Origin of the sequence: Nisaea nitritireducens, from assembly GCF_014904795.1 — a bacterium.
GTDB lineage: Bacteria > Pseudomonadota > Alphaproteobacteria > Thalassobaculales > Thalassobaculaceae > Nisaea > Nisaea nitritireducens.
Window position 1 is genome coordinate 1 of the sequence record NZ_JACZFS010000097.1, and the last position, 675, is coordinate 675.

The 675-nt window shown below is 53.3% G+C and carries 2 rRNA genes; both read right to left on the minus strand.

The window, feature by feature from the left end:
• Positions 1 to 28: 28 nt before the first annotated feature.
• Positions 29 to 144: ribosomal RNA gene (gene rrf, locus IG629_RS22530) — 5S ribosomal RNA — on the minus strand.
• A 50-nt stretch (positions 145 to 194) separates the two neighbouring features.
• A 23S ribosomal RNA gene (locus tag IG629_RS22535) occupies positions 195 to 675 on the minus strand; the annotation flags it as partial.

The following is a 675-nucleotide window of genomic DNA, read 5'->3' on the forward strand; positions in this document are numbered from 1 at the left end:
ATTATGAGCTGCCTTTACCGTAATGATAGCTTGGCGGCGTCCTACTCTCACAGGGGGAAACCCCCGACTACCATCGGCGCTGAAGAGCTTAACTTCCGTGTTCGGCATGGGAACGGGTGTGACCTCTTCGCTATCGCCACCAAACCATTGAGAGTGTTCTCTCAAAACTAGATAACAGTAAGCATACATTCAAATTGGTTAAGTCCTCGATCGATTAGTATCTGTCAGCTCCATGTGTCGCCACACTTCCACCTCAGACCTATCAACCTGATCATCTTTCAGGGATCTTACTTCCTTGCGGAATGGGAAATCTCATCTTGAGGGGGGCTTCATGCTTAGATGCTTTCAGCACTTATCCCGTCCGCACATAGCTACCCAGCGATGCCCTTGGCAGAACAACTGGTACACCAGCGGTGCGTCCATCCCGGTCCTCTCGTACTAAGGACAGCTCCTCTCAAATTTCCTGCGCCCGCGACGGATAGGGACCGAACTGTCTCACGACGTTCTGAACCCAGCTCGCGTACCGCTTTAATGGGCGAACAGCCCAACCCTTGGGACCGACTACAGCCCCAGGATGCGATGAGCCGACATCGAGGTGCCAAACCTCCCCGTCGATGTGGACTCTTGGGGGAGATAAGCCTGTTATCCCCGGGGTAGCTTTTATCCGTTGAGCGA